This window comes from Burkholderia sp. BE17 (assembly GCF_009362305.1).
Lineage (GTDB): Bacteria > Pseudomonadota > Gammaproteobacteria > Burkholderiales > Burkholderiaceae > Burkholderia > Burkholderia pyrrocinia_C.
Map to the genome: position 1 here is coordinate 60,111 of NZ_WHNU01000018.1, position 22,190 is coordinate 82,300.

Sequence of the window (22,190 nt, forward strand, 5' to 3'; positions counted from 1 at the left end):
TCACACGTCGCGCTCGAGCGACTTCATGTTCGTGAGCTGCGGAAACAGCCGCATCCACGCGAGCGCGACGGCAATCGTCGCGGCACCGCCGACGACGATCGCCGTCGGTGCGCCCCACCATGCGGCCGTCACGCCCGATTCGAATTCGCCGAGCTGGTTCGACGTGCCGATGAACAGCGAATTGACCGCGCTCACGCGCCCGAGCATGTCCTCGGGCGTGCGAAGCTGCACGAGCGACAGGCGCACGACGACGCTGACCACGTCCGACGCGCCGAGCGCGGCTAGCGCAACGAGCGACAGCGCGAAGTGCCGCGACAGCCCGAACACGATCGTCGCGATGCCGAACGCGATCACGCCGCCGAACATCGCGCGGCCCGGCCGCCCTTTCAGCGGAAAGCGCGTGAGCCACAGCGTGCCCGCGAGCGCGCCGACCGCGGGCGCCGCGCGCAATGCGCCGAGCCCCCACGGCCCGACCTGCAGGATGTCGCGCGCGTAGATCGGCAGCAGCGCGGTCGCGCCGCCGAACAGCACCGCGAACAGGTCGAGCGACAGCGCGCCGAGGATCGCCGGTTCGCGCCGGATGAACGCGATCCCCGAAAACACCGAGCGCAGCGTGACCGGCTCGCGTGCAGGTGGCGCGCTGCGCAGCGGGATCGTGCCGCTCAGCACCGCCGCGATCGCGAATGCCACGACGCTCGTGCCGAATGCGACGGGCGCACCGACACCGTAAAGCAGCCCACCGAACGCGGGACCGAGGATCTGCGCGGCCTGGTTCGCGGACGTCGACAGCGCGGTCGCGCGCGGCAGGTCGGTGCGCGGCACGACGGCCGGCAGCAGCGACGACACCGACGGCGACTCGAACGCGCGGGCCGTGCCGACGATCGCCGCGAGCGCATACACGGCCGGCGCGGTCAGCCACCCTTGCGCGGCGCCGAGCAGGAACACGCCGGCGGCCAGCGCCTCGACGCCTTGGCAGATCGTCGCGATGCGCCGCCGGTCGTAGCGGTCGGCCACCTGCCCGACGACGAGCGTCAGCGCGAACATCGGCACGAACTGCGCGAGACCGACGAGACCGAGTGCGAACGCGCTGTGCGTGAGCGCATACACGTACCAGCCGATCGCGACCGACAGGATCTGGAAAGCCAGGGACGACATCACGCGTGTGCCCCAGAAGCGCTGGAACGGGGCGTGACGGAACAGGTTGGCGGGTAACGGGGAGGAAGGGGCGGATTCGGGTAAAGGGGCGGTCATCGGGGTCTCGGCAATCGGCGGTGCGTGACGCAACCGCTCAACGAGCGGCTACCTGCGCATGTACGTGCTTGCGCAACGACTTGCCCATCGCGACGCGATATCGGTCCCCGGTCGTGGAGACGGTCGGCTGGACAGCGCAGACGCGGCCAAATCGCGATGATATGTCAATCACGGCAAACCGGCCGGTCGATCGGCCGAGGCAGGAGCGCACTACACCGGCGCAGCCGCCCCACCCCGCACCGACAGACGCAAGCGTTGAGTTCCGGTCTCGGTCGAAGCAGCGGCCGTCTGATCGTGGAGTAGTATTTCCCCATGTCCAAGTTGTTGCTCGGCCTCTACTGCGCACGACCAACCCATCCGTGACGAGGCGGCAAGCTCGTTAAAGGGTTTGGAAACTGCTTCAACGATACGTGCGGTGGCCTCGGCCGTGACGACGGCATTGATGGGAATGCATCATGTCAACCGAGTGGAAGCACCGCGTCAGACTGTTTATCCAGCGTTTCTGGCAGCCGACCAGTGCGTGCATGACCTGCATGCCGGGGAGCTGGGGCAATATCATGAGCCTTGCCCACTGGACTATTGCGTTTCATACAGGTCTGCTTACCGGGCTCCTGGCTGTACTTTTGACTTTCACGCCTTTGGCGAAACTCTACGCGCATCGATACGGCAATGCGCTGGTCGTTGGCGTCCTGACAACGTTGGGCGATGCCTACTCGCACACGAGTCACTACCGTATCCCCTATGTCGAGCACATCGTGACGGGTGCGATTTCAGGTCTCTTGACGCTGGCGGCCTCATATCTCTTCGAAGACCGCGCGCGACGCCTTCGGGCGGTATGGGCTCGGGTTTTCGGATAGCTTGTCCGCTGACTTTTTGAACCCACCGGGCCAAACGGAAAGAGGCTCCCCGGCGTGGCTACGCTTCATGATCGGGAGGCTGTGCATGGACGACGGGAGCTCGCGACCGTTACATGCCCCGGCCGAACTGCGCTTCATGGCGGCGGATTCAACCGGTCGATCTGGAGGTCAGAATCGTTGACAATCGAAGCCCGTCGCCGCTGTGCCTCGCTATGCTTGACTAACGAAAAATCTATGAACCAACGTTTACTGACCCAATGCGCTGTACTTTTCCTGTTTCTCGTTTTCGGAAAGCCAACATGGGCGACGCCCCTTGCCGAAAGCAATCAAATTGTGATCGCCGTGGACTATGGCAGCCTTGATTTGACGCGACTACACCAGCTGGAAGACGAGCTGGAATCGGTAGCGAGGGAGACGAAGTTAGGCGAGCTGGATGGTGATGAAGTGACAATCGATGGTGGCAAGGCGTCCATCTATATGATGAGCGTCCACACGGATAAATTAATCGACGCTATCCGTCCGGTGCTAAAGACATACGATTTCTCGCGTGACGCTCACATTCGTGTGGGGCGCTAAAAGTGCGGCGCGACGAAAAACGAAATGTCCGCATTTGAGAAAGCCGAAGGTCACTTCAGGGTCGGACAGCCCCCCGGAAATCCCCGAAGAAAAAAAAAGCGCGAACCGCAGTTCGCGCCAAAGAGAGACCTCGCTGAAGACGTCGCTGCTCTAAACCACCCCGCTCAGAACGAATGCCGCATCCCGATCCGCACGTCGGCCTGCGTCTGCGTCGTCGACGGCGTGAAGCTGTAGCCGACCACCGCATCGACGCCTTGCGACGCGCGCAGGTAATCGCCGGAGATATACACGTCGGTGCGCTTCGACAGCAGGTAGTGCAGGCCCGCCGTGCCCTGGTTCCAGTGATGGCCTTCGAAGCGCGTATGCTGGTAGCCCGCGATCAGGCTCAGCGCCGGCGTGAACTGGTACAAGCCGCCGCCTTCATACACCTGCATGTGCGACGACTGGCCGAAACCCTTGATCGTCGTATACGAGAAGTTGGCGTCGAGCGTCAGCTTGCCGATCGTGTAGCTCGAGCCGATGCCGAACGTGCCCTGGCTGTCGACGTTCATCGGCGTGTTCGAGAACAGGTCGGTGCGCGCGCCGGTCGCAGGATCGACGGTAACCGTCTGCTGGCCGAGGAACGTGTGCGTGCCGATCATCGCGTACGGGTCGAACGCGTAGATGCCGTTCGGGTTGTTCAGGCGCGTGTACGCGGCGCCGATCGAGAAGTCGCCCTTCGTGAAGCTCGCGCCCGCGCTCCATGCGCTGTTGCGGTGGAAGTTGCCCGCGACGTTGCCGAACGAGTACATCGCGCCGAACTTGAAGCCGCTGAGGTCGTTCGACAGGAATTTCACCGAATTCGGCAGGCGGTCGCCGTTGAAGCGGTCGAAGTCGCCCTGGTGGATCGCATAACCGCTGCCCCACGCCGAGATGTTGTAGATCGACACGAGTTCGTTCGTGATGTCGAGCTGGTTGCCGAACGACAGCGTGCCCCAGTCGTTCTGCAGGCCGACATACGCCTGCCGGCCGAACTCCGCGCCGCCGAAGCCGAGCTGCCCGTTGCCGAGGTGGAAGCCGCTCTCGAGGGTGAACACGGCCTTCAGGCCGCCGCCCAGGTCTTCCGTGCCCTTCAGGCCGAAGCGGTTCCCGTATGAGACGCCGTCGTCGAACTTGACCACGTGCGAGCCGCCGGTGTTGTTCACATACGTGATGCCCGCGTCGAGAATCCCGTACAGCGTCACGCTGCTTTGCGCGTGCCCGATGGCGGGAATGCAGGCCGCGCATGCAAGCGCGGCGGCTACGGCGACTTTCGTGTGCTTCATTATCGACCACCCTCCCTGAACCGTTCGATGGAAAGAATCTCGTTCCGGCGCGTGCCGCGATGCGCCGGTGGATTCGAATTCAGTACGCCCGCTGGCTTCGGCATTTCGTTTTTCGCAATAACGCAGCCATTGGCGAAAAAATACAAACCCATATTTCGGGTCACCCGTCTGAAGGCGACACTAAATGGTCACGATGCGACGGGTCGGGAAAACACGTAGACGGGCGGCACGGCAAAAACCGGCCGCCCGGAGGCGGGGTCAGCGGCCGTCGAGGGCCGCGCGCACGGCCGGCAGGCCCGGTGCGCCGGCGGCCGTCGTCACGCCGTCCAGCCAGCCGGCGACCAGCGCCGGGTCGGCCTTCAGCGCGTGCTGCGCCGCGAGCGCGGGCGACGTTTTGTGGTCGAGCATGTCGGCGATCATCCGGTTCTCGACGTCGACGGAGAACGTCATCTGCCGGAACAGCCGCGCAAGGTTCGCGCACTGGCCGGCGAACCCGGCGCGCGTGACCGTGTTGACCGTCGCGCCGCCGTAGTTCGGGCCGAAGTACGCATCGCCGCCCGACAGGTAGGTCAGATGGAACTTCGTGTTCATCAAATGCGGCTCCCACGCAAGAAATACAATCCAGCGCTTGTCGCGCACCGCGCGCTCGACCTGCGTGAGCATTCCCGTCTCGCTCGATTCGACGAGCGACCAGCTGGCCGTGCCGAGCGCGTGGTCGGACAGCATCAGCTTGATGTTCTGGTTCGCGGGCGCGCCCGGCTCGATCCCGTAGATCTTGCCGCCGAAGCGGTCGGCATAGCGCGCGAGATCGGCGAACGTATGCACGCCCGCGGCCGCGACGTAGTCGGGCACCGCAAGCGTGAACTTCGCGCCGCTCAGGTTCGCGTGCAGCACGTCGATCGATTTATCTTCGACGAACGGCTTCACGAGCGGCGCCTGCGCGGGCATCCAGTTGCCGAGGAACACGTCGACCTGCCCTTTCTTGAGCCCCTGGTACGTGATCGGCACCGACAGGTTCGCCACGTCCTGCCGGTAGCCGAGCGCCTTCAGCACGACGCCCGCCATCGCGTTCGTCGCGTCGATGTCGGTCCAGCCGGGCGCCGCCATCTTCACGTCGCTGCACGTCTGCGGGTCGGCCGCATGCGCGCCCTGTGTCGTCATCAGGCAGGCGGCCGCGGCGAGCGCCGCGCCGACCCGGATTGCTGCATTGCATTGCCGTTCCATCGCCAGCTTCCTCCGTCGTTCGTCAATGATCGCGATGCGGGACGCTCAGCGCCCGACCCGCGGAAAACGCGCCATCGCCTCGAGCGTGTCGAGTTCGATGTGATTGCGCATGTAACGCTGGCTCGCGTCGGTGAACGGCTGCCAGTCCCACGCATGGATGCGGCCCTGCGTCGCCGCCGCGTAATGGAAGCGCCGGCGCCGCTGGCTCGCGCGCACCTGCCGGTCCAGCTCGGGCAGGTTCCAGCGCTGCGCGGCTTCAACGCGGAACGCCGCGAGCACGCCGGCGGCTTCCGGCGAGCCGGCCAGGTTCGTCAGCTCGCGCGGATCGTCGGCGAGGTTGTAGAGCTGGTCGGGATCGGCCGGGCAATGCACGTATTTCCAGTCGCCGCGGCGGATCATCACGACCGGCGCGACCGCGCCTTCCGCCAGGTATTCGCCAAGCGCGACATCGTGCGCGGGCGTGCCGTGCAGGTGCGGCACGAGGCTCGCGCCGTCGACCGGGTCCGGCCAGCCGCCGGCGGGCGCGGCGCCGGCCAGGTCGACGAGCGTCGGCACCAGGTCGACGTGCGACACCGGCCCGCGCACGCGCGCGGCGCCGAAGCGGCCCGGCGCATGGACGATCAGCGGCACGCGGCAGCCGCCTTCGAAGAACGTCATCTTGTACCAGAGCCCGCGCTCGCCGAGCATGTCGCCGTGGTCGGACGTGACGATCACGATCGTGTCGTCGGCGAACCCGCACTGCTCGAGCGCGGCGAGCACGCTGCCGAACTGCGTATCGACGTAGGAGGTTGCGCCGTAGTACGCGCGGCGCGCGGCGCGGATCTGCGCGTCGGTCGGCGGCGTGCGATCGTTCTCGCAGACGAAGCGCAGCCGCTGCGAATGCGGGTCGCTGTCCGCTGCATCGAGCCGCACGGCCGGCATGTCGATCTCGTCGTCGCGATACAGATCCCAGTATTCGCGCGTGATCGCATACGGGTCATGCGGATGGGTCAGCGACACGACCATGCAGAACGGCCGCGCATCGTGCCCGGCCGCACGTTCGCGCGCGACGTCGTACAGCTTCTGCTTCGCGGCGAACGTGACTTCGTCGTCGAAATCGAGCTGGTTCGTGCGCACGCACGGGCCCGCGTCGAGCACCGAGCTCATGTTGTGATACCAGCTCGGCCGCTCGGTCGGGCTGTCCCAGTCGGGCACCCAGCCGAAATCGGCCGGATAGATGTCGGTCGTGAGCCGCTCCTCGAAGCCGTGCAACTGGTCGGGCCCGCAGAAATGCATCTTGCCGGACAGCATCGTCCGGTAGCCGCCCGCGCGCAGGTAGTGCGCGAACGTCAGCGTTTGCGCCGGCAATTCGGCGGCGTTATCGTAGGCGCCGATCCCCGACGGCAGCTTGCCGGTCAGCAGCGAGAAACGCGACGGCGCGCACAGCGGGCTCGCGCAGTACGCGGCGTCGAACACCACGCCTTGCGCGGCGAGCCGGTCGAGCGTCGGCGTGCGCGCGACGCGGTTGCCGTACGCCGGCAGCGCGAACGGCGTGAGCTGGTCGGCCATCAGGATCAGGATGTTGGGTGTCGGGTTCGTCATCGGCGGTCGTGGGGAAAACGGTGTTCGAATGGAACGGCGCGCCGCTTTGGCAGCGAGACGTCCGGCATGACGGAGGCGGCCCGAAGAAAGTGCCGCGCGTGCCCGCCGCGACTGGCTAGAATCGCGGAAAGGCCCGGCGCGGCGGCCGTGAAGCGCGTGTGCCGTACCGTCCGATGCACTATCTCCCGCCCGAATTCGGGCGGGTAGGCGTCCTGCCCTTATGGGGCCATTAGAAGGACTTATGTCGAAATCCGAACCGTTACCGTCGATGCAGGCGCTGCGCGCATTCGAATCGGCCGCCCGGCTCGCGAGCTTCACGGCCGCCGCGCGCGAGCTCGGCTCGACGCAGCCGGCCGTGAGCCAGCAGGTGTTCCAGCTCGAGGCCGAGCTCGGCGTGCCGCTGTTCGAGCGCAGCCCGCGCGGCGTCACGCTGACGGCCGACGGCCAGTGCCTGTACGAAGCCGTGCGGCTGAGCCTCGACACGCTGCGCGGCGCCACCGCGACGCTGCGCGCGCGCCGCGAGCACGGCGCGCTCACGATCGTCACCGACTTCGGTTTCGCGACCTACTGGCTGATGCCGCGCCTGGCGGGCCTGAAGCACGTGATGCCGGATGTCGACGTGCGCGTCGTCACGTCACAGGATTACGACGCGCAGCGCGACCACGGCGACATCGCGATCCTGTTCGGCGACGGCCACTGGCCGTCGTGCACGGCCGCGCGGCTCTTTCCGGAATCCGTCACGCCCGTGTGCTCGCCCGCGTTCCGCGACGCGCACCCGCACGTCGCGCGGGCCGACCAACTGCTCGCGCTGCCGCTGCTGCACGTGCAGCCGACGCGCCCCGAGCGCTGGCTGTCGTGGTCCGGCTGGTTCGACGCGCACGGCCTCGACACGGCCGCCGCCGCGCGCGGCGTGACCTTCAACAGCTACGCGCTCGTGATCCACGCGGCGCTGCTTGGCGAAGGCGTCGCGCTCGGCTGGTCGCCGCTCGTCGACGAGCTCGTCGCGTCCGGCCAGCTCGTGAAGCTCGTCGACGCACCCGTCGTCACGTCGCGCGGCTACTTCCTGGTGCGGCCGCCGCAGCGGCCTGAGCCGGACGCGACCCACGTGTTCCGGCGCTGGCTGCTCGACGCGTGCGCAAGCGCGAGCGCGTGACGGCCCAAGCCCGCCCCCGCGCGCTGGCGCACCGATACCAGCCACACGGCGCGTTGGTTCTATCCTCCCCAAAATCGTCCTGATTTACTTGAGTCTCCCGCAACCCGCGCGGCGCGACGCTTTGGTGCGCTGCCGCGCGGCCGTGCGCCCCATGCCATCCGAGGATTCTCATGACCGCCGAGCACCGCCCCGATCAATTCGTCCTGACACTGTCGTGCTCGAGCGCGGCCGGCCAGGTCGCCGCCGTCGTCGGCTTTCTCGATCGCCATCGCTGCTATGTCGATGCGCTGAACGTGTTCGACGACGATCTCAGCAACCGCTTCTTCGTGCGCTGCGTCTTTCATCCGACGGATGAAACGCTGCAGATCGACGCGTTGCGCCAGGAATTCGCGCCGATCGCGGCCGGCCTGGGCGGCGACATGCAATGGGCGATCCACGACGTGAACGCGCGGCCGAAGGTGCTGATCATGGTGTCGAAGCTCGAGCACTGCCTCGCGGACCTGCTGTTCCGCTGGCGGATGGGCGAACTGAAGATGGACATCGTCGGCATCGTGTCGAACCACCCCGATTTCGAGCCGATGGCCGCGCAGCACGGGCTGCCGTTCCGGCACTTCCCGATCACGGCCGACACGAAGGCGCAGCAGGAAGCGCAGTGGCTCGATTTCTTCGAATCGAGCGGCGCCGAGCTCGTGATCCTCGCGCGCTACATGCAGGTGCTGTCGCAGGAGACGAGCGCGAAGCTCGCGAACCGCGCGATCAACATCCATCATTCGTTCCTGCCCGGCTTCAAGGGCGCGAAGCCGTATCACCAGGCGCATGCGCGCGGCGTGAAACTGATCGGCGCGACCGCGCACTTCGTCACCGACGATCTCGACGAAGGCCCGATCATCGAGCAGGTCGTCGAGCGTGTGGATCACGCGCTGCGGCCGGAGCAGTTGCTCGCGGTGGGGCGTGATGTCGAAAGCATCACGCTCGCGCGTGCGGTGAAGGCGTTTATCGAGCGGCGTGTGTTTTTGAACGGGGATCGGACGGTGGTGTTTTCGTAACAGCGCGGCGCGTTCGTTCGAGCGCGAAGAAAACGAAAAATGGCCCGACCGGCGTACCGGTCGGGCCATTTTGCAATCGCATTGCGTCTGACGCTTCACGCGACGGCCCCGTGTGCGGTTTCCGGCACCATCGCGCGGCGATACGCGCATTACTTCGTCACTTCACCCACGCAAAGTAATACGACAACCAGATCGTCAGCCCCGCCCCGATCAGCGCCGCATAAGGCATCAGATTCAACCACATGCTGCGCTTCGGCACCTCGAGCTCCATGTCGCGCTGCATCTGCGCGGGAAAGCGGCCGCGGTCCTGCCAGTAGTGTCGATAGAGGAACACCGGCACGATCAGCAGCATCGCGATCAAGCCGTTGCGCAGCGTACCTTCGCCCTGCAGGTTCGCACCCGCGCCGACATACACGAGGTTCGCATAACCGCAGATCGCGCCGCCGACCAGCAGCCACGTCGGGCAGCGGAACGGTCGATCCCAGTTGCCGCGATCCATCCGGTGGATCCAGCCCGACTGAAGATTCAGGAATACGAACAGCATGTAGCAGACGTTCGAGATCGACAGCACCGTCATGTAGTCCGACATCAGCAGCAACACGAGGTTGAAGCCGAGATCGGTCCACATCGCGCGCGTGGGCGAGCCGTGCTCGTTCACGTGCGACAGGTACTTCGGCAGCCAGCCGTCGACCGATGCCTGGTACAGCGTGCGCGACGAGCCCATCATCGACGTCATCACGATCAGCAGGATCGACAGCATCAGCATCACGACGACCGCGTTCGCGACCCACGCGCCGCCGCCGACGATCTTCGCCATCGCGGCCGCGACGCCGGTGCCGTCGCCGATCGCGGGATCGAGCATCGCCTGCGTGCCGAGCGCGCCCTGGAACGCCAGCGGCACGAGCGTCATCACGACGAGACACAACGCACCCGACCAGAAGATCGCCTTCGCGGTGTCGCGGCGCGGATCGCGGAATTCACGCGTGTAGCAAACGGCGGTTTCGAAACCGTACGACGCCCAGCCGGCCATGAACATCGCGCCGAGCGCCATCGTGACGCCCTGCCCGTTCCACGAGCCGAAGGTCGCGGCCGTGAGATTGCCTTGCGCGTCGTGGCCGAGCGGCAGCAGCGGGAGCAGGTTCGACATCGGCACGTCGCCCGTGACGAACGGCACGATGCCGACGATCAACAGCGGCGTGAGCGATGCGATGCCGAGAATGCGCTGCGTGCGCGCAGCCTTCGACGCACCGCTGTGCTGAAGCTTGAACGTGATGAGAAGCAGGATCGTCGCGATGATGAACGTCGCGTTGATCCGCAGGGACAGGCCGGGCTTGATAAAGCTCAGGTCCGCCAACTTGAGCTGCCAGTGCAGCACCGCCGCGTCGGCGGGAAAGAGACTCGTGAGCGCATAGCTCGCCGCGAGGCCGCAGCCGAGCGCGAGCATCGGCGACCACGCGAGCCAGTTGCACCACACGGACACCGGGGCAATCAGCTTGCTGTAACGGACCCAGCCGATCGCGCCATACACCGACGCGCCGCCCGATTTATGAGGAAATAGCCCCGAGATTTCCGCATAAGTCGCGCTTTGGATCAACCCCATCGTGATCGCGGCGATCCAGATCGCCCACGCGGGCTGGCCGATCGTCGCGCATACGCCGCCGATCGTGAACAGCACGCCTGCCGGCACGCCGCTCGTTACCCAGAACGCGTCTTTCCAAGTCAGGCCACGATGCAGAGTGTGGCCCGTCGAATCATGTGAGATGGTTGCCTCGACATCACTGGTGCTGTTCGCACGCAGTCCTGCTTGACTCATCCATATCCTCCTGTGATGACTCCGCACAAGGGCCGTAGTGTAACAACTTAAGCACTTACTTGCAGAATCAGTAAAAGAAAACCGGGATATGGCTGCATGAATTCACGATTATTTCGGATTCCTTCAGGTCATTCCCGGCGTATTTTTACGGTGCTTCGTATGACAAAGATTTTAGTGCTTACTGCGCGCCCTCCGTCCACGAATTCACGCGATCGGCATGCGCCGCAATCCACGCGTCGGCGGCCGCTTCCGGCTTCGAACCGTTCTGGATCGCCAGCATCACGCTGTCGATTTCACCCGGCTTCCACTGGAATTTCTTCAGGAACGCGACGACCGGCTTGGCCTTCGCTTCGAGGCCCGGATTCGCGACGCTGTCGACGTGCTCGGCGCCGCCGAACACCTTCTTCGGATCCTCGAGGAAGCGCAGCTTCCACTTCGCGAACATCCAGTGCGGCGCCCAGCCGGTCACGATGACCGGCTTGTTCGCGCTGACCGAACGCGACAGCTCGGCCGTCATCGCGCTGCCCGAACTCGGCATCAGCGTGTAGCTCAGCCCGTAGCTCTTGATCGCTTCGTCGGTCTTGCGCATCACGCCGGCACCCGCGTCGATGCCGACGATCCGGCCGCCGAAACTGCCCTTCTCCGCGTTCAGGTCGTCGATGCTCTTCGCCTTCACATAGTCCGGCACAATCAGGCCGATCTTCGCATCCGCGAAATTCGCGCCGAGGTCGACGACTTTGGTCTTGTACTCATCCCAGTACGAGCCGTGCGTGACCGGCAGCCACGCGGACAGCGTCGCGTCGAGATCGCCGCGCGCGACGCCCTGCCACATGATCCCGGCCGCGACCGGCACGAGCTTGACCTGGTAGCCGAGCTTCTTCTCGATGACGCGGGCCGCGACGTTCGACGTGGCAACGCTGTCGTCCCAGCCTTCGACGTAGCCGATCTTCAACGTCGGCTTCGTATCGGCAAGCGCGGATGCGCTCAATGCCACCATCGCCGACAGTGCGCCGGTCCACAACAGTTTTCCGAACAACTTCATGGTCGATCTCCTTGATATGCGCCTGCGCGCGTTGCCTCTCTAGGTTCTTCAACCACAAATCCGCGGTATCGTTGTTTTCCGACGGATGCTTGTCCGGACGCGACGCGCCCGGACAGCCGATGGCGCGTTTTGACTACTTGTCGATCACGAGATCGGACAGCGGCTTGCTGCAGCACAGCAGCACCATCCCCTGGTCGATCTCTCGCTGGCGGATGCCGCCGTTGTGTTTCATCTCGACCTGCCCCGACACGAGCTTCACCTTGCAGGTGCCGCACATGCCCTGCGTGCACGAGGCCGGCAGCCGCACGCCCGACTGGCGCGCCGCGTCGAGCACGTGCTGCTCCGAGCCGCACGCGATCTCGCGGTTGCTCTTCGCGAAGCTGACCGTGTACTGCTTCGTCTCGGCGTCGCCGCCTTCGGCCGGCGGCGCGAGATCGGCGAGCAACTCGTCGCTCGCGGTCTGCGCAAGCGTTTCGAACGAGAAGCTCTCCTCGTGATACTGCTTGCGATCGAAACCGGCTTCGTCGAGCAGGTCGCGCACGGCCTTCATGTACGGCGCGGGGCCGCACGTGAAGACTTCGCGTTCCATGAAGTCCGGCGCGATCAGCTTCAGCAGCGGCAGCGTCAGGAAGCCCGTGACGCCCGGCCAGTTGGTGCGCGCGCCCAGGCGCTCGACGACGAATGACGTGCGGAAATTCGTATGATTCGACGCGATCAGGTCGAGCTCGCGTGCGAAGATGATGTCGTCCGGCGTACGCGCGCTGTACACGAACAGGATGTCGCGATCTTCCGCGAGATCATGGTGCGCGCGGCTCATCGACATCAGCGGCGTGACGCCCGAGCCGGCCGACAGGAACAGGTACTTGCGCGCCGGATGCCGCGCACACGTGAATTCGCCGGCCGGGCCGAGCACGCGCACCGATGCGCCCGGCTGCAGGTTGTCGTGCAGCCAGTTGGACACCTTGCCGCCCGGCACGCGCTTGACCGTGATCGACACCGTGTGCGGTCGCGCCGGCGACGACGAGATCGTGTAGCAGCGGTTGATCGTTTCGCCGTCGATGTCGAGCTCGAGCGTCAAGAACTGCCCGGGTTCGAACGAGAACGAGCGACCCTGCGGCGAACGGAAGAAGAAACTCTTCACGTCGTGCGTTTCCTGCCGCACCTGGCAGCACACCAGCGTTTCCTCGACGTCGCTCGTCCAGCGCTCGGGAAGAGCGTTCCAGAACGCCGGGCGTGTCACCCGGCTGTCCGTCGGCTCGAAATTGGCCGCATCTCGCATCATGTCAGCCTCCGCCGGGCCGCCCCAAGGAGGCTGACCGCCCCCTTGGGGGGCAGGGAACGCAGTGAGCGTGGGGGTCGTTTCATCAGTTGCTCCGCTTGTTCGCTGCTGGATACTATTCGCCGGTTTTTTCGGCGAGCCGGCCGATGTACCAGGCCGAGAATTTTTCGACGAGACCTTCCGTGTACGGCGAGTACGGGCCCGGCTCGTATGCGCTGCTGGTTGCGCCGCGCTGCGAGAATTCGACGAGCGCACGATCCTGGTCGTTGGTCGCGTTCCACACGGCCGTGAGGTTCTTCACGTCGTAGTCGATGCCTTCCTTCGCGTCCTTGTGCACGAGCCACTTCGTGCGCACGAGCGTCTTGCCGGCCGACAGCGGGATCACCGAGAACGTCACGATGTGATCGCTCATGAAGTGGTGCCACGAGTTCGGCTGCGTCCAGAACGACAGCCCGCCGAGATCGGCCTTTTCGAAACCGCCGAGCAGCTTCTTCGACGCGACCTTCGCATCGAGCGTCTGCGATTCGCCGTGGCGATCGAGCGGCAGGCGCTGCGTGCGGAAGCCCGTCACGTCGTGCAGCTTTTCGATCTCGGCGGACGGCAGGCCCATCTCCGCCCACTCCTTCCCGCGCCGGATGCACGTCTCCGCGAACGCATCCATGCCCTCGGCGTTGGCGTCGGAACGCTGGTAGCCGAAGCCGTATTCGTACAGCGAGATCGTCAGCTCCGGATGGTTCGCGACGCAGTGATAGCATTCGCGGTTGTTCTCCATCGTGAGCTTCCAGTTGCCTTCCTCGATGATGTCGATCTGCGCGGCGATCTTCGTGCTCGGCAGGTCGTGCGGCAGCAGGTACGGCTCCATCTCGGCGCGCATCTTCGCGAAGTCGACCGGCGGTTCTTCGGCGAGGCAGATGAAGATCAGGCCCGCGAGGTTCTCGACGTGCACCGACTTCAGGCTGTGCTTGCAGCGGTCGAACTGCTCGCCCATGTGCTCGGCGAACATCAGCTGGCCCGTCAGGTTGTAGGTCCAGCTGTGGTACGGACATACAATGTTGCCGACCGAGCCCTTGTCCTCGTTGCACAGGCGCGCGCCGCGGTGACGGCACACGTTGTGGAACGCGCGAATCGCCATGTCGTCGTCACGCACGATCAGGATCGAATCGGTCCCCAGCTCCACGGTCAGGTAGTCGCCCGGCTCGGGAATGTCCGGCTCGACCGCCACCTGGATCCAGTGCTGGCGGAAAATCGCCTCCATGTCGAGCGCGAAAATTTCCTCGCTCGTGTAAAACGGTGCGTCGAGGCTGTGCCCTTCCTTGCGCCGCTCGATCAGTGCACGAATGTCTGCCGATACTTTCATCGTTTGCTCCGGATTCCTTGCATCCCTGGGTTCTTGCCGACAGGCATCAAAATCAGTAGTCGATGAGCTGATGCTCGCGCAAATACGCGAGGATCACTTGTGCTTTTTCGACCGAACTCCCTTCATTTACGACGCTGCCGCCACGACTTTCGGTCGTCGTCGCGGACAGCATCCGGGCATGCCCGGAACGCTTCTCGGCGGCGACCAGTTTTACGGGTTTACGCTCAACCGGACCGACCGTCCACGCGGCCGCGTCGGCGTCCGCGCCGGGCGCCGCGAGCGCCGGCCGGATCGCGCCGGCACGCAGCCGCGCATACGCGTAGCGCGGCTCGGTATTGGCGAGCGGATGGACGGCGACGACGGCCGGCAGCGCCGCGTCGACGCGGCGCCGCAGCCCCTTCGGCAAAAATTGCCGCACGGCCGCGCGGCCGCCTTCGACCGTCACATCGACGGCCGAGCCGACGAGCGGATAACCGAGCGCGGCGGCGACGCGATACGGCAGCATCCCGGTGTCGTACGCGCCCTCGGCGCGCGTGCCGGTCAGCACGAGGTCGTAGCCTTCGATGCGCGCGGCGAGCGCGTGCGCGGCGTCGGCGTCGTCGCGGCAGGCCAGCACTTCGACCTCCCGCGCGCCGAGCGCGAGATATTCGGCAAGCGCCGCATTCGCGGGGTCGCCTGCATGGATCACGTCGAGTTGCGCGCGATGCCGTTCCGCGAGCTGGCGGCCGGTTTCGAGCGCGGCCGCGTCGTTGCGGCTGTAGCGCGCGACGCCGCTGACCGGGTGCCGGCCGACGGACACGAGCACCGCGATGCGTTGCAACTGGCGAGGGGCGTTCATGCTGCGACTCCTTCCGGTTCACGATTGCCGACCGCTGCCGGCGATTGTCCGCGCGCGACCCGCGCGGCCTGCACCTGTTCGATCAGCGCGGCGATCGTCGCCTGCGCATCGCCGACCACCGTCAGATTCGCGCGTTTCGCGATCGGCGCGCTGCCGTCGAGGTTCACCGCGATCACGTGGCGGCAGTCCTTGATCCCCTGCAAGTGCTGCACCGCGCCCGAGATGCCGAACGCGATATACACGCTCGCCTCGACCGTCTTGCCGGTCGCGCCGACCTGCTTGTCGCGCGTGAAGTGACCGTTGTCGACCGCGACGCGGCTCGCGCCGATCGCCGCGCCGAACGCACCGGCCAACTGCTCGAACGCGCCGATGTCGGACACGCCGTTGCCGGCCGACACGATGAAATCGGCTTCCTCGAGCGCAACCCGCGCCGCATCGATTTCCTCGAGGCCGAGATCGCGATACGGCTGCGCGGCGTCATGGGCCGGGCGGATTAAATCGGCGGCCAGGCGTTCGCCCGCGCCGACGAATGGCAGCTTCGCGTCGACCGCGTTCTGCGCGAGCAGGATCACGTCGGGCAGCCCGCGCGTCGCGAACGCGCGGCCGGCCTGCGCATACGCGCCGACATGCTTCGCGTCGATCTCGACGACGTTGGTCGCGACGCTCGCGCCGGCGGCCGCCGCGTAACGCCGGCCGAGATCGCCGTCGCCCGTCGCGTTGTCGGGCACGAACACGTGTTTCGGCGAGAGCGCCGCGACACACGCCTGCAACGCTTGCAATTCGCTTTCGGGATCGAATGCGCGGCGATCGAAGCCCGCAAGTTCAACCAGCTTGTCGACGCCGAGTTCGGCGACGTCGTCCTTCAGTTCGCCGAATGCAAGCAGCGCGACTTCGGTCTGGGCATCGGCGAGCACCGCGGCGGCGGCAATCGCCTGCCGTGCATGATCGTCGAGTGCGCCGCGTTCGCCGTGCGCGACCACCAGCATCACGTGCTTCGGCTCCTGCACCGTGCGGCGCGGCTTCGCGGCTGCCGCATGGCCGTGCGCGGACCAGTGCGCGGCGCTCGAGTCGGCGCTGCCTTCCTCGCCGAGCGTGATGCGCTTCAGGCCCGCGGCCGTGATGATGAACGGCCGGCGCGGATCGATTCGTTTGATCGTATTCATCGATTCACTCCAGCGAGGCGGCAACGAGTTCGGCCACGTCGAGCACGTCGGGGCGCGGGCCCACGACGCCTTCGAGCATCGCCGTGCAGTTCGGGCACGCAACCGCGACCACGTCCGCGCCGATCGTGCGTGCGTCGGCGATGCGGATGTCCGGAATGCGCTGCTTGCCGGGGATGTCGGTCAGCGGCGCACCGCCGCCACCGCCGCAGCAGCGGCCGCGCATGCCGTTGCGCTCCATCTCGACGACCTGGATGCCGATCGTCTTCAGCAGCTTGCGCGGCGCTTCCGTCTCGCCGTTGTAGCGGCCGAGATAACACGGGTCGTGATAGGTCGTGCGCTTGTCCTGCAGCGCTTCGACGGCCTTCGGCGCGATCTTGCCGCTGTCGGCCAGTTCGGCGAGATAGGTCGTGTGATGCTTGACCGTCACGCGCAGCCCGAGCGCACGGTATTCGTTGCGCAGGCTGTGCATCACGTGCGGGTCGGCCGTCACGATCTGCTTGTACGACAGCGTGCCGAGCGTGCCGATCAGGCGCTTCGCCATCTGCTGGAACGTCGCCTCGTCGCCGAGCCGGCGCGCGACGTCGCCCGTATCGGTCTCGGTCGAACCGAGCACCGCGTAGTCGACACCGGCCTTGTTCAGCACCTTGACGAACGCGCGCAGCGTGCGCTGGTAGCGCATGTCGAACGCGCCTTCGCCCGCGACGAACAGCACGTCGACCGGCTTGCCCGGCTGCGCGACCGGTGCGCTGAGGTCGACCGACCAGTCGTAGCGCGCGGCCGTGTCGTAGCCGCCCATCGTGCCGGTCTCGCGCAGGTTCGCGAGCACTTCCTGGCCCTTGCCCGGCACCGAGCCGTGCACGAGCGTGCGGTTGCGGCGCATGTCGACGATCGCGTCGACGTGCTCGATCAGCATCGGGCATTCCTGCACGCACGCGCGGCAGGTCGTGCACGACCACAGCGTCTGTTCCTCGATCAGGCCCGACACGATCGGGCCGTTCGGCTCGCCGCGATGCTGGCCGACCGCGAGGCCCGGAGGCGGACTGCCCGCGTACGCGGCATCGGTGCCGCCGGCCATGCCGACCACCAGATCCTGGATCAGCTTCTTCGGGTTCAGCGGCTGGCCCGACGCGAACGCGGGGCACGCGGCTTCGCACTTGCCGCACTGCACGCACGCATCGAAGCTCAGCAGCTGGTTCCAGCGGAATTCGACCGGCTTTGCGACGCCGTACTCCTGATGCTCGATGTCCGGCAGCTTCAGTGCGGTCGGCGGCGTGGCCGTGCCGTTGCCGGTGAACGATTCGCGCGTGGCCGCGAAACGCTCCTGGCGCGGGTGGAACGCGAGGTGCAGCAGGCCCGCGATCGCATGCTTCATCGGGCCGCCCTTCGCGGCGCCGACCGTCATCGTGAATGCGCCGATGCCGATCAGCAGCGCGCAGAGCACCGCGAACGCGCCCGACATCGCGCCGGTCGGCACCAGCATGAACAGCACGAGGCCGAGCGCGAACGAACCGAGCAGCCAGGGCAGCGTGTTCCACGGGCCGCGCGACAGGCGGGCGGGCACGTCCTTCGCCGCGCGCCGGCGCCACACGAACACCGCGCCGACCAGCATCGCGAGCGCCGCGAGGAAGATCAGCTTGTCGAGCCACGGCGAGTAGATCGCGAGGCCGTAGTTGACGAACACCAGCGCGAGCGCGCCGATCGCGCCGCCGGCGGTCGCGACGTGGGTCTTCGCGATGTACGGATCGCGGGCGACCACATGGTGCAGGTCGACGAAATAACGCTTCGGAATCGCGAACAGGTTCGCGACGCCGAACGAGCCGGGCGCCGTGGCCCGGCCGAGACGCCAGTAGGACGAGCGCTTCGCGACCGCGAACGCGAGCCCCGCCACCGACAGCCACAACAGTGCGGTAATGAGGAAGGACGGATTCATCTTCAGAAATCCTTCACGAGACGCAGCGAGTCGTAGATCGCGCCGTGGACGTTGTGCATCGAGATGCAGTCGCCGACGCGGAACAGCAGGAAACGGCCGTTGCCGAGTTCTTCCGACAGGCACGGCTGCGGTTCGGCCGCAAACAGCGTGTGCGGATCGATCTGGCCGCGGTTCAGCGATTCCGGCTTGAGCTTCCAGTACAGCTCGTCGTTCGGCGACGAACCGTTCTCGATCACCACCTGGTCGACCGCGCGTTCTTCCAGTTCTTCCGTGTACTCGTTGCGCAGCACGGCGATCTTCTTGCCGTCTTCTTCATAGACGCGGTCGAGCATCGTGTTCGGCGTGGGGATCACGCCGAGCGCGTACAGGCGGCGATAAAAGATCGGGAACGTCGTGCCGCCGCAATCATCGGCCACCTTCACGTCCGGCGTGACGACCTCGACCTTCGAGCCGCGGCTCGCCATGAAGTCGGCCACGCCCGCGCCTGCATGCGTGCTCACGCCGTCGAACAGCAGCACGTTCTGCTTCGGTTCGACCTTGCCGGTCAGGATGTCCCACGAGCTGACGGCCAGGCCTTCGGCCACGCCCCAGCCCGGCACCTGCCACGTGAAGCTCGAGCCGCCCGTCGCGAGCACGACGATGTCCGGCTTCTCGGCCATGATCATCTTCTCGTCGGCGGCGACGCCCAAGCGGCGGTCGACGCCCAGGCGCTTGGTTTCCATGTCGAACCAGCGGATGATCCCCGACATCTGTTCGCGCTGCGGCGCCTTCGCGGCGATCATCACCTGGCCGCCCACTTCCGCGTTCTTCTCGAACAGCACGACGTCGTGGCCGCGCAGCTTCGCGACGCGCGCCGCCTCGAGGCCCGCGGGGCCCGCGCCCACCACGACCACCTTGCGCTTCGGGCCGCGCGACTTCTCGACGATGTGCGGCATCGTCGCTTCGCGCGACGTCGCGGCGTTTTGAATGCACAGCACGTCGAGGCCGTTGTACTGGCGGTCGATGCAGTAGTTCGCGCCGACGCACTGCTTGATTTCGTCCTCGCGGCCGTCGCGGATCTTGATCACCATGTGCGGATCGGCGATCTGCGCACGCGTCATGCCGACCAGGTCGATCATGCCGGTGGCGAGCAGGCGCTCGGCCTGGCCCGCATCGCGGATGCTCTGCGCGTGCATCACCGGAATCTTCACGACCGACTTGATGCCGGCCGCGAGGTGCACGAACGGCTCCGGCGGCAACGCCATCGGCGGCATGCAGTTGGCGATCGTGTTGTGCGTGTCGCCGCCCGAACCGACCACGCTCAGGTAGTCGATCAGGCCCGTCTCCGACATCGCCTGCGCGATTTCCTTCAGCGCTTCGTGATCGAGGCCGTCCTCGTGGAATTCGTCGCCGCACATGCGCAGGCCGACGCAGAAATCCTTGCCGACCGCCTCGCGCACCGCCGTCAGCACCTCGATGCCGAAGCGCAGGCGGTTCTCCAGGCTGCCGCCCCATTCGTCGGTGCGGTGGTTCGAGCGCTTGCTCCAGAACTGGTCGATCAAGTGCTGGTGAGCGGCCGAGATTTCGATGCCGTCCATGCCGGCGGCCTTCACGCGCTTCGCGGCCGCCGCGAAATCGCCGATGATGCGGCGGATTTCCTCGATCTCGATGATCTTCGCGTTGCCGCGGTGCACCGGCTCGCGCACACCCGACGGCGACATCAGGTGCGGCCAGTGCTCGCCGTGGAACGACGAGCGGCGGCCCATGTGCGTCGCCTGGATCATGATCTTCGCGCCGTGCTTGTGCATCGTGTCGGCGAGACGCGTGAGCGGATCGATGATCTTGTCGTTCGACAGGTTCACCGATTTCCACCAGCCCTGCGGGCTGTCGATCGACACCGGGCTCGACCCGCCGCAGATCGCGAGGCCGACGCCACCCTTCGCCTTTTCTTCGTAGTAGCGGATATAGCGGTCGCCCGGCAGGCCGCCCGGCTCGGCATACACCTCGGCGTGCGCGGTGCTGACGATCCGGTTGCGCAGCGTCAACTGGTTCAGCTGCATGGGTTTGAACAGGTGGGGATAACGCATCGCAGGCGACCTCTGGCGTTCGAATGTCTCGTGTTGCGGGTTGTTCTGTATCGGTGAACCGGTACTTCAGTGCGCGATCGGCGACACTTCGAAGACGCAGTGGTCGTGATGCTCGGCCGCGCACTGCACTTCCTTCGATTGCGCGCGCGGCGCGCCCTTGCCTTCCGGCGTCGTGTCGTTGACCCAGTCCATCGCACCGGCGAACCAGCCGGCGAACATGTAGCAGAGCTTGCCTTCCTTGCCCGGCTGCTGAAGCACGAACGACGAGTGGCGCAGCTCGATCTTCGCGCGCGCGCTGGCCGGATCGGCCTCGATGATCGAGAACAGGCCCCAGCCGCGCTGCGACAGGCGCTTCAGGTAGTGCTCGAACACGGCCATGCCGGTCAGGCCGTGCAGCTTCGCTTCCTTGTCGCACCAGTGGTATGCGGACTTGTAGCCGGCCTTGTAGAGGATCTCGGCATACGCTTCGACGCCGAGCGCTTCCTCGACCGCGACGTGGTTGTTCGTGAAGAAGTGACGCGGCACATACAGCATCGGCAGTGCATCGGTGGTCCAGACGCCGGTATCGGGATCGACGTTGATCGGCAGTTGCGGTTGCATCGTGGTGACTCCGTGAGGAAAATGGCCGCGCGTCTCGGCGCGCAGGCATGACATCGTCCGCGTGCCCGCGCGGCTTGCGCGGGCACGTCCCGATTTTTTATTGTTGAATCGCTGGGGGTTGTCCGGCCGGCGTGACGCTTATGCGCCCCACACGTCCTTGAACACGCGCACCCAGTTCTCGCCCATGATCTTGCGGATGCGCGACTCCTTCCAGCCGGCGCGTTCCATCGCCGCGGTCAGGTTCGGGAATTCGCCGATCGTGCGGATGCCGTCCGGGTTGATCACCTTGCCGAAGTTCGTCAGCTGGCGATAACGGCCCTTGTCATGCGTCAGCATGTCGAAGAATTCCTTCGCGAAATCCTGCGTGAAATCCGTGCCGATGCCGACCGCGTCCTCGCCGATCAGGTTCACGACGTAGTCGATCGCCTCGATGTAGTCGTCGATCGTCGCCTCGATCCCGCGCTTCAGGAACGGCGCGAACATCGTCACGCCGACGAAGCCGCCCGCATCGGCGATCTCCTTCAGCTGCTCATCGCTCTTGTTGCGCGGATGCTCCTTCAGGCCCGACGGCAGGCAGTGCGAATAGCACACCGGCTTCTTCGAGAACGCGATCGCTTCCGACGACGTATTGCCGCCCACATGCGACAGGTCGACCATGATGCCGACGCGGTTCATCTCGGTGATCACTTCGCGGCCGAAATCCGACAGCCCGCCGTCGCGCTCGTAGCAGCCGGTGCCGACCAGGTTCTGCGTGTTGTAGCAAAGCTGCACGACGCGCACGCCCATGTCGTGGAACGCCTCGATGTAGCCGAGGTTGTCCTCGAACGCGTGCGCGTTCTGGAAGCCGAGGATGATCCCGGTCTTGCCTTCCTTTTTCGCGCGGAAGATGTCGTCCGTCGTGCGCACCAGCGACAGCAGCTCGCCGTTGTCGCGGATCTTCTTCTTCATCACGCCGATGTTGTCGACGGTCTTGGTGAAGTTCTCCCACACCGACACCGTGCAGTTCGCGGCCGTGATGCCACCCTTGCGCATGTCCTCGAACACCGGCTTCTCGAACTTCGAGATGTTCAGTCCGTCGATGATGATGCTGTCCTGATGCAGCGTGCTCAT

At 65.9% G+C, this 22,190-nt stretch carries 18 protein-coding genes; 4 read left to right on the top strand and 14 right to left on the bottom strand.

The genetic code is table 11. The annotated features are described in order from the left end of the window. On the bottom strand, nt 1-1,251 hold the full coding sequence (locus GD429_RS17150) for an MFS transporter (RefSeq protein ID WP_152858166.1): 1,251 nt from the start codon (nt 1,249-1,251) through the stop codon (nt 1-3). A gap of 455 nt (nt 1,252-1,706) precedes the next feature. Here GD429_RS17150 and GD429_RS17155 point away from each other — a divergent pair, with 455 nt between their 5' ends. Both GD429_RS17155 and GD429_RS17160 read left to right on the top strand, forming a co-directional pair. Beyond that, nucleotides 1,707-2,108 carry a hypothetical protein gene (locus tag GD429_RS17155; protein WP_105391694.1) on the top strand — a complete coding sequence of 134 codons (402 nt, stop codon included), beginning with the start codon at nt 1,707-1,709 and terminating at the stop codon, nt 2,106-2,108. A 234-nt stretch (nt 2,109-2,342) separates the two neighbouring features. After that, entirely contained in the window at nt 2,343-2,684 is a 342-nt protein-coding gene (locus tag GD429_RS17160; protein ID WP_152858167.1) for a hypothetical protein, read from the top strand. Nucleotides 2,685-2,848: 164 nt separating this feature from the next. Here the strand turns inward: GD429_RS17160 and GD429_RS17165 are convergent, their stop codons facing one another. From GD429_RS17165 to betC, 3 genes are all read right to left on the bottom strand, one after another. Then, nucleotides 2,849-3,988 (bottom strand): porin, encoded by a 1,140-nt coding sequence (locus GD429_RS17165; protein WP_152858169.1) that lies wholly within the window; start codon nt 3,986-3,988, stop codon nt 2,849-2,851. A gap of 258 nt (nt 3,989-4,246) precedes the next feature. After that, nucleotides 4,247-5,212: a choline ABC transporter substrate-binding protein gene (gene choX, locus GD429_RS17170; RefSeq protein WP_152858171.1), complete on the bottom strand. Its 966-nt coding sequence runs from the start codon at nt 5,210-5,212 to the stop codon at nt 4,247-4,249. 45 nt (nt 5,213-5,257) lie between these two features. Beyond that, entirely contained in the window at nt 5,258-6,793 is a 1,536-nt protein-coding gene (betC, locus tag GD429_RS17175) for a choline-sulfatase (RefSeq protein ID WP_152858173.1), read from the bottom strand. Between the two features lie 241 nt (nt 6,794-7,034). Between betC and GD429_RS17185 the strand changes: the two genes are divergently transcribed. Together GD429_RS17185 and purU are read left to right on the top strand one after the other, a co-directional pair. Further along, a complete protein-coding gene (locus GD429_RS17185; RefSeq protein ID WP_152858175.1) occupies nt 7,035-7,946 on the top strand; it encodes a choline sulfate utilization transcriptional regulator in 912 nt (303 codons plus the stop codon). Nucleotides 7,947-8,116: 170 nt separating this feature from the next. Next, nucleotides 8,117-8,992: a formyltetrahydrofolate deformylase gene (gene purU / locus GD429_RS17190; protein WP_072441954.1), complete on the top strand. Its 876-nt coding sequence runs from the start codon at nt 8,117-8,119 to the stop codon at nt 8,990-8,992. A gap of 157 nt (nt 8,993-9,149) precedes the next feature. Here the strand turns inward: purU and GD429_RS17195 are convergent, their stop codons facing one another. From GD429_RS17195 to GD429_RS17240, 10 genes are all read right to left on the bottom strand, one after another. Next, nucleotides 9,150-10,805 carry an APC family permease gene (locus GD429_RS17195; protein WP_152858177.1) on the bottom strand — a complete coding sequence of 552 codons (1,656 nt, stop codon included), beginning with the start codon at nt 10,803-10,805 and terminating at the stop codon, nt 9,150-9,152. 178 nt (nt 10,806-10,983) lie between these two features. After that, nucleotides 10,984-11,847, bottom strand: a complete 864-nt coding sequence (locus GD429_RS17200; protein ID WP_152858178.1) for a glycine betaine ABC transporter substrate-binding protein — start codon at nt 11,845-11,847, stop codon at nt 10,984-10,986. A 133-nt stretch (nt 11,848-11,980) separates the two neighbouring features. Next, complete coding sequence (locus tag GD429_RS17205) at nt 11,981-13,129, bottom strand: hybrid-cluster NAD(P)-dependent oxidoreductase (RefSeq protein WP_152858180.1); 1,149 nt, start codon at nt 13,127-13,129, stop codon at nt 11,981-11,983. A 112-nt stretch (nt 13,130-13,241) separates the two neighbouring features. Then, nucleotides 13,242-14,483 carry an aromatic ring-hydroxylating oxygenase subunit alpha gene (locus GD429_RS17210; RefSeq protein WP_152858182.1) on the bottom strand — a complete coding sequence of 414 codons (1,242 nt, stop codon included), beginning with the start codon at nt 14,481-14,483 and terminating at the stop codon, nt 13,242-13,244. 52 nt (nt 14,484-14,535) lie between these two features. Beyond that, complete coding sequence (locus tag GD429_RS17215) at nt 14,536-15,321, bottom strand: electron transfer flavoprotein subunit beta/FixA family protein (RefSeq protein ID WP_152858184.1); 786 nt, start codon at nt 15,319-15,321, stop codon at nt 14,536-14,538. Beyond that, nucleotides 15,318-16,484, bottom strand: a complete 1,167-nt coding sequence (locus GD429_RS17220) for an electron transfer flavoprotein subunit alpha/FixB family protein (protein WP_152858186.1) — start codon at nt 16,482-16,484, stop codon at nt 15,318-15,320. Before GD429_RS17220 ends, GD429_RS17215 begins: the two co-directional genes overlap by 4 nt. 4 nt (nt 16,485-16,488) lie before the next feature. Then, nucleotides 16,489-18,414: a (Fe-S)-binding protein gene (locus GD429_RS17225; protein WP_152858188.1), complete on the bottom strand. Its 1,926-nt coding sequence runs from the start codon at nt 18,412-18,414 to the stop codon at nt 16,489-16,491. Nucleotides 18,415-18,416: 2 nt separating this feature from the next. Next, the gene (locus tag GD429_RS17230; protein ID WP_152858190.1) at nt 18,417-20,480 is read right to left on the bottom strand and encodes an NADH:flavin oxidoreductase; all 2,064 of its coding nucleotides are present in this window, start codon (nt 20,478-20,480) and stop codon (nt 18,417-18,419) included. 66 nt (nt 20,481-20,546) lie between these two features. After that, nucleotides 20,547-21,080: a DUF5943 domain-containing protein gene (locus tag GD429_RS17235; protein ID WP_006488993.1), complete on the bottom strand. Its 534-nt coding sequence runs from the start codon at nt 21,078-21,080 to the stop codon at nt 20,547-20,549. Between the two features lie 138 nt (nt 21,081-21,218). After that, nucleotides 21,219-22,190, bottom strand: coding sequence for a dipeptidase (locus tag GD429_RS17240; protein WP_065501298.1), 972 nt, complete (start codon nt 22,188-22,190; stop codon nt 21,219-21,221).